General features: G+C 65.4%; 1 protein-coding gene and 1 pseudogene. One reads left to right on the top strand and one right to left on the bottom strand.

Features of this window, described 5'->3' with window-relative positions:
- Window positions 1-66: 66 nt before the first annotated feature.
- Window positions 67-408 (top strand): annotated as a pseudogene (locus V7E46_RS02885) (tyrosine-type recombinase/integrase); the annotation flags it as partial.
- A gap of 552 nt (window positions 409-960) precedes the next feature.
- Here V7E46_RS02885 and V7E46_RS02880 read toward each other — a convergent pair.
- On the bottom strand, window positions 961-7,368 hold the full coding sequence (locus V7E46_RS02880; RefSeq protein ID WP_333766908.1) for a polymorphic toxin-type HINT domain-containing protein: 6,408 nt from the start codon (window positions 7,366-7,368) through the stop codon (window positions 961-963).
- Window positions 7,369-8,322 lie beyond the last annotated feature (954 nt).

The raw sequence follows: 8,322 nt of genomic DNA, 5'->3' as shown, positions 1-8,322 counted from the left end.
CTCCGAGTACCGTTTGCCCTGCTTGTTGCTCACCTGGCTCTACTTCCTCTGGGACCAGGTCCCAGTCTCCAGGTGTCCAGGTCAACGGGGAAGCTTCAGGGAGCCACCTTCACCCGACACTTCAACACCCTGCTCCGCCGGGCCACCCTCCGCCGCATCCGCTTCCACGACCTCCGCCACTCGACCGCGACCCTCCTCCTGGAACAGGGCGTCGAACTCGTCGTCATCAAAGAGCTCCTCGGACACGCCCACATCGGCGTCACCGCCACCGTCTACGCCCACGTCCGACTCCGCCTCCAACGAGACGCCATAGACCTCCTCGGCAACACCCTCCGCAACCCCTCCGAGCCCACCATCCGGCCCGACTACGGCGACAAACCACCACTTCGTGCGGCACCCGTCCGCTGACGTTGCCGTCAACTACTGCCGTCAGACACCCCAGTGGCCCCACCGGAACAAATCCGGTGGGGCCACTGTCATCTTCTTGGCTTAGGCCAGTAAATGCCTAAGCCAAGAATCGGTAGATGCCCTTTAGAGGCGCCCCGAGATCTCTTCGGTCAATTCCCGCCGCCTCTAGATGGATGAGGATTGTCGAATTCGCCTCACACCCTGGAAAGCATTTCAAGAATTCAGCCACGCACGCGCTGAGGACGTGAACTACATGCCTCTCAATCTCGGAGTCACTACCAGTATTCTCCGAGGTTAGAGCGGGACCTGGCGGAGTAGCCAGAATTACGCCCGGGGCGCCATCTCCTCGTGTATTTTCTAGGACCTGCGCAACCCCTATCTGCGGAGTTCCGCCGTAGCGTTCATGGGCAAGTGGGAAGCTCAAAATCGCAGCGTCACAGTCTGCACCAGCCTCAGGTACCGATCCGACCCGAAACCCAACTCCTGGCAGCTCTCCCAAGACCTCTCTGCATGCCTCCACGATTCGTTCGCTGGATGCCGCGACTATGTATCTCATCCGCAACCCACGCCAGTGCTCATACCGGTCATGATTGAAGGCCTTCCAAGAATCTTCAATTCATCGTTGTTGAGAGCGACCCCACCATCAACCACATCCGCAGTGTACGCCATACGGGCACCCTCTGGCAGATCCGCAACGTTGACCGTAGTGCGAATCATGGTATACGGACCTTCCTTAGGATAGGCCGCGTAGGCCCTACGGGAATATTCAGCAGCGCCCTTTTCCGTAAAGGAGAAATACTTGACGCCCTGTGGGCTGTTCCAAGTCCGATTTGCCGATATGTCCGCCAGCTCTTTAGCCGTAACGCCGCGCCACAGATACGTCTGCCCAGGGCCCGGTCCACCGCTATTGTGAACCAGAATCGGCGTGGTCCCGGCCAGTACATAGTACGTGTGCAGGTCCTGGATGGTGAGGTTGTACATGTCCTGTGCGGGACTTGGGATGCGCTGGAGTGTGGAGACGACGGCGTGCTGGCTTGTCGCTGTATTGAGCGTGTGGCCAGCTTGGAGCTTGCCTGCGGGGGTCCAGGTGCGGGTGGTGTCGTCCCAGAACGGGTGGTTGGCGGTGGTGTGCAGGGTGGCGAATTGTCCGTCTGCGCCTTGGATGATGACGTCGAGGAGATTGGCGTCATGGTTGATCCAGGTGGCGGTGACGGAGTGCGGGCCCTGGTGTTTTCCGGTGGCGGGGTCTGCGGCTTCGACCTTGTCACCGGGCTTGATTTCGCTGATGGGCGATGTTTTGCCGCCATCCATCAGTACAGGCGTGTCGGGATCGAAACTGCACCCTCCGCCTCCGCCTCCGCCCCGGCCCCCGCCTCCGCCGGAGTACGAGAAGACTCCGAATGCGAGGTTAGTGACAAAGGCCGTGGCGTTGACCGCTGTCACTTCTTGGGATTGTTCGTCCGATGCGCATTCGGATGCGTGGGTGAGGCAGTATGTTGCGGCCACAGCCCTGGCCCCATCAAGGTCGCCCTTATGGCCCAGCAGGTATTCGTAGGCACGGCTGCAGCCTGTCCGGCCGAGGCAGAGGTTGGTCAGATGACCATCCACGTTGGCCTGGGGATTCCAGTAGTCTGCACCGCTGCCCCAGTTTCCGTTGCTGCCGGCCCAGAGCCATCCGAGTAGATCCTGGGTGCTGTGGCCTGGGGGCGACCACTTTTTGATCTGGGTGCGCTTCGTGGAGGCGACGTCGTTGACGGACGGTTTGCCTTTGGACGTGCCGCACTGTCCTGGGCGGCAGCCGCCTCCGTGAGTGGGGGTTTGGCCGTGGTCCTTGCCCCATTGCTGGTTTTCGGTGGTGCCGCAGCCGCCGGGGCATCCGTTCTGTGAGCTGTAGCCGTAGCAAGCGCCTTCGGTGCCGCAGCCGAGGGGAATCTGGCCGGTGGGGTCGGCTTGGCCGACGGGGTTGTCGCGGGTGTAGCTGTAGCCGTTGAGGAGTTGGTCGTCGGTGGCTTCGAAGAGCGGGTCGAGGCTGATGAAGCGGCCGATGGTGGGGTCGTACTGGCGGGCGCCGAGGAGGGTCAGGCCGGTGTTGGTGTTGTTGGGGGCGTCGAGGAAGCCGTGGTTGTCGGTCCAGGTGACCGTAGTGCCGCGGGTGTCGCCGTAGGGGGTGAACTGGCGCCAGGTCGGTGTCTGGCCGTTGCTGTCGAGGCGGATGCCGTTGGTGCCGTGCAGGTCGCCGAATTCGAAGCCGTAGTTCGCGCCAAGTCCGGTGCGTACCGCGGTGCCGCCGCCGGGCAGGGTTATGTAGCGGACACCGGTCGCCGTGTTGGTGGCGGTGTTGAGGGTGATCTGCTGGCCAGGCAGGTACAGGATCGTTGCGCCGGGGTCCTTCTGGAGCAGGACGTTGCCGTCGGCGTCGTAGACGTAGCTGGTGGTGCCCGTGCCGGAGCCGGCGACCTGGGTCAGCTGGCCGGCGCTGTTCCAGGTCAGGTTCTGGGTGCCGGCGGGGGTGGTGCGGGTGAGCGCGTTGCCGTCGGCGTCGTAGGCATAGGAGGTCGAAGTGGCGCTGGCGCCGGTGGACTGGGTGGTGGTGAGAGCGTGGGGCTGGTTGGCGGTGTTGTTGTTGCCGGTGCCCTTGTAGGTGTAGTTGGTGGTGGTGTCCGTGCCGCCGCTGGTGGAGTGCTGGGTCTGGCTGGTGCGCTGGCCGAGGATGTCGAAGGTCCAGCTGGTCCAGTACGCGCTGCCGCCGGTGAGCTGGTCGCCGACCGTGGTATGGGCTGCGGTCGTGGGAGTCGCGGCGCAGGAGTCGGTCGCTGTCCAGGCCTGGGTGAGCCGGTCGAGCTGGTCGTAGCGGTAGCACTGGGTCTCGGTCGCGGCGGTGGCGTTCAGGCGGGTGCTGGTCTGCCGGGTGATGTTGCCGGCCGGGTCGTAGGTGTAGGCTTCTTCGTCGATCGCCGCCGGCTGCGTGGAGCGGGTCAGCAGCTGGTCGGTCAGCGCGCCGGTGTGCGGGTCGTAGGTGTTGGTGACGTAGTCCGGGTTGGCGGCCGAGCCGACGGTCTCCTGGAGCACCTGGCCGTAGGCGGAGTACGTGGTGTTCTGGGCGTAGCCGTAGGCGGAGTCGCCGACTCCGTTGGGCAGGTCCAGGGCGGTGGAGTACGAGTGGCCGACCGACTGGGCAGGCAGGCCGCCCGCCAGCGGGTAACCGTCGCTGTAGAGCAGGCCGGTATCAGCGGTGTAGGTGTGCTTGAACGTCCAGGTGCGGCCCAGGGCGGTGCCCTCCGACGCGGGGATGGTCACTGACTCGCCGAGTGACTCGCCGAAGGCGTTCCAGCCGAGCTGCTGCGTCACATATGCGGCGCCGCCGTTGTAGGCGGTCTCGGTAGTGAGCTGTCCGATCGGGTTGTTGACGTTGGCGACGGCGTTGTCGTTGTCGTAGACCCATGAGGCGAGCTCGTTCGCCGAGGCCTGGCCGGCGGTGGTGGCCGCGTACTGGGCGGTCTTGCGATTCAGCGCGTCGTACACGGAGGAAACGCTCTTGCCGCGAGCGTCGGTGGTCTGCGTCAGGTTGCCGTTGGCGTCGTAGAGCATCGTGCTGGCGCCGGCGTCCGGGTCGGACTTCGCCGTCGCACGGCCGAGCAGGTCATAGGTGCTGGTCCAGGTACTGCCGCCGCTGGCAACGGTGTCCTGCTTGCCGTGCCCGTCGTAACCGTAAGCGATCGCGTTGGACGTACCGCCGCTGACGGACCAGAGGCCGGTGAAGGTGTCGGCCGGCTTGGTCAGCGTGGGCGGAACGCTGTAGGAGACGACGGATGCGGTACGGCCGAGCGGGTCGGTGGTGGTGGCCTTGACCGTCCCGCCGGCCGGCGGGATGACCGTGGTGGTGTCGCCGCTGTAGACGGTGGTGGTGGTCTGCTTGGTCACCGAGTACTGCTCGGAGTCGTCCACCACCGTGCGGCCGAGACCGTCGAAGGTGAAGACGTCCTGGTTGGGAACCGCGGAGTCCTGTGCCGAGGCGAAGCCCAGCGCGGGAAGGTTGTCCGCGTCCCAGTAGGCGTTGTTCTTCTTTCGCACCCAGCCGTGGGAGTCGTAGATCGATTCGGTGACCAGGCGCCCGCCCTGCGGGGTCGGGGTCTGGGTCTGCCGGTCGCGGCCCAGGGAGTCGTACAGGCTGACAGAGGTGACGTAACCGCGGGAGTCGTTCAGCGTCTTGGTGGCGACGCCCGAAGGGCCGGTCTGCGAAACGGTGTACGTGAACAGCGCGTCAGCCGGGGCGCTCGTCGCGCGGTTGTGCGCCCACGCGGCAGTGGTCCGGCCTAGCGCGTCGAACTGCGCAGTCGCCACCAGCCCATTTGTGTCCGTTGTCGTCAGCGTCAGGCCACGGGCCGGATCGAGGACTGTCGACGCGGACTGGTTCTTGGCGTTGGTAGTGCTCACGCCGGTGGTGAGGCCGACGCTGTTTACGGTGTAGGTGCTCGTTGTCTTGTTGCCGTTGCCGTCGTAGCCGACCAGCGCTCGTCCGTAGGCGTCGTAGACGGCACGGGTGGCGGTCCGCCATGTGAAGGCGCCGGCGCTGTAGTCGGACGCCTGGCGGACCATGGTGACGTCACCAGCAGTGGGGGCGCTGGTCTGTGGGAAGGCGGTGGCGAAGGTGAGGTCGTCGTAGAAGTTCTCGTTGGCGGATATCACCTGGCTGGGGCGGTTGACCGTGGCCGGTGCGCCCAGGGTGTTGAACGCCTTCGGGACGGTGGCGTCTGTGTTCTCGGTGAAGCCGGAGCAGGCTACCGAATCCGCCTCCTGGGAAGAGACCAGGCCCACGAGGTTCAGGCTGGTGTTGGCCGGTGCGTACTGGGTCGTGTCGCACTGGTCGTATGCGCTCTGGGCGGGGACGGTGTGGCTGTAGACGTGCGTGGGCAGCCCGAAGGTGGCGTCCCCAGGATCGGCGTCGTAGGTGGTGTCGGTCTCGGTGTACCGCCAGTTGGTGGTACCACCGTCAGTGATCGCCTGACGGTTCCAGACCTCCGCGCTTTGCACCACTCGGGCAGTCAGATCGGGCAAACCGGGGCGGGCGCGGGTAGCGGTTGCCGGCGATATCCAGTACGACGTGACACTCGAATGGTCCACCCCGCCGCCGACGCCCTTGTACGTGGTGGACTCCAGGACATTGCCCGCGAGTTGATTGCTGTCGGTGTGACTGCCGCCCTGGGAGTCGGTGATCGACACCGACCGTGTGGAGGAGGACGAGAGCCAGTCGCCGTCCATACCCCGGTAGTAGGTGGTGACGGACTTGGTCTGCGGGTCGTTGGCGCCGTCGCCGGTGCGGCTCTCCACGGTGCCGTAGCCGCGGAACTGGCCCCAGGTGCGGTCCTTTGCCTTGACGACTTCGTTGTCGTCGTGATGCCAGGCCGCTCCCCCGGTGTACGTGTAGTGGGTCTGCGTCGCGACAGCACCGCCGGTGATGTCGGATTCCAGGACCTGGGTGACCGCGTACTTCTCGAACCAGTCCGTGATCGGCGCGGTGTAGTCCTTCGGGGTCCAGGACACCGGGTAGCAGGATTTGGTGTTGCTCGACGGGCTCGCGGTGGCGACATAGGCGGCGGTGCATGCGTCCGGCAGGTCGTAGGTGACCGAGGTCACCCCGCCCATCTCGTTCGTGACGGCCGAGATCCGGTAGCGGTACAGGCCGGGGAAGGACGAGGTGTCCACCCGGTTCTGCAGGTCGACGCCCGCGAACTTCACGTCCGGCAGGGTGATCGACGAGGTGGAGCCGCCCGCGGACGTGTCGTTGCCGGTGTGACTGATCGAGGACAGCCACAGCGTCGGCGAATAGCCGTCACCCGTGGCCGGTTCCGTCTCGTGGAGTGTGTAGGTGTCGACAGCCTGGTAGTCGGAGGCGGCAGTGGAATACTGCTGTGCCGTGATCGAGGACAGGCGGACCGTGGAGAAGAACGAGGGCCCTTGCTCCTGGCACGTCGTTCCTGATGCGCAGACCAGGTCGTAGGGCACGTCCGGGTACTGGGCGGCGGCCGTGGTAGCGGACAGCGGGTCGCACGTCGCGAGCGTGCAACGGCTGTCGGTGGTGTACACCACCTGGTTCGGGACGGTTCCGTAGGCTCCGTTGTCACGGAACCCGTAGTCGATCCGCGCCAGGTAGGAGTCGCGAACGTACGAGACGTTGTGTGCGCCCTTGTCCTCGCCGTAGTAGTTGGTGTCCTGGTGGTAGTAGTACGCCATCGCGTCGCCGTGGACGTCGACGACGTAATCGAGGTGCCACCTGTAGGCCATCGTGCACGCCGACGAGGTGAAGCCCGCCGAGTCGTAGCACGGGTCGCCCGAGTGCGCCGAATACACCGGCACGACGTCCACTGATTTCGTCGTCGTCTTGTCCGAGGTCCAGCCCGGCAGCTCGTTGCGGCCGAACTCGTACTTGGTGCCGTCACGGGCTTGGACGATCCAGTAGTCCGTGTTGTAAGTGCCGCTGCCGTTTCCGGAATCGGTGATGTGGAAGACGGTCTCGCCGTTGTCGTTCTCCGGTGTCCAGTTGCCGGTGGTGGCGTCCTTGACCAAAGAAGTGGAGGAGCCGTTCAGGGACAGCGTCAGGATCGGGCCGTCGTAGCATCGATCTCCGGTGGAGACCGGCGAATCGGTGCCTTCCGGCTTGTCCGAGCAGGTGGTGAAGGTCTGCTCGATAGAGGAGTCTTGCGTGCTCCAACCATCGCCTGCCCAGGACGCCTGGGCCTCGGTCGAGGCCGTCTGGCCGTCAACCGACCCCGAGTTGTAGCTGAGGTCCGCCGTCGGTGCCAGGCCTCCGGAGGAACTCGGCAGGGAAACCGGGTAGCTATAGGAGAACGCGCCGGACGAGCCGCCCGCCGACCACGAGCCCGACGGTTTGAGCCCAGTGGCACCGTAGCTGCCCCCACCGCCACCGTCGGTTGCCGCGTCCGCGGTGGCGGCCAGCACCATCGGCGTCTGAGCCTCAGAAGAGAGAGTTGCCCCTCGGGCCGCAGTGGAGGGCTCACCAGCGGTGCTGCTCTGAGTGCCGACCAGCGCAGAGTTCAGCGCAACGGTGGCCGAGATGCTCTGCGCGGCCGGGTCGTGGGAAGTAAGCAGAGATGTCGGTGTGCGGCACGCCGCTATCTGCGGAGTGGTCAGAGCACACGCGGGCAGCTGCACCAGGTGCAGGCGGGACGCGTAGTTGCCGCCGTAGGCCTGCCCGAACGCGGCCGTGTCCAAGCCCACCCGGACGTCGCCCGCTCCACCCGCCGCCGTACCGACAGTAAAGAGCACGCCGCTAATACCCAGCTTCGTCGCATCCTGGTGCGCCAGCACCTTGACCTTGACGCTGCTGGGCCCCTTGTATGCACCGCCTTTCGACGCAACGGCCCGCGCCCAAACCGGCGTCCCGGACGCGGATGCTTTGGCACCTGGCTGCTTGCCCGCAGGAGCGCGAAGCGCGGCCGTGGCGGTGGCCGCGGCGGGCCAGTGCGCGGGCGACGCATGGAAGGCGCCCGTCGTCTGGTCCTCGACCTTGACCTTCTTCGGCTTCAGTGTCGTCACGCCGGAGACCGGCTTGACGTCGTGCACAGGCGGCGCACCGGCATGTGCGGAGGCTGACAGGGCCGGACTGGCGCTCGCCAGCGACGTGATGAGCGCCAGCGCAGCAACGGTGCCAACCCACCGCCGCGGCACACTCATCCGCTGAAAGCCGCGGCCAAACCACGCAACCTGAGCCATCGACTACACCGGTCCCATCTCTCAAACGGCCTGCGAGCAGGCATGACGAGCTTCCGGCACACGTCTGACCGGTGAAGCGGCGTTGACTATCGCACGGAAGCACAGGTCTAGCCGAGTGCTTCATATCCGATATGCCAGACATGGAAATGTAATGTTTCAGCAAAGAGACTATGGTGGACGTGT

Origin of the sequence: Streptomyces sp. IBSBF 2435 (assembly GCF_036815005.1) — a bacterium.
Lineage (GTDB): Bacteria > Actinomycetota > Actinomycetes > Streptomycetales > Streptomycetaceae > Actinacidiphila.
This window is presented reverse-complemented; position numbering and strand designations above follow the sequence as displayed.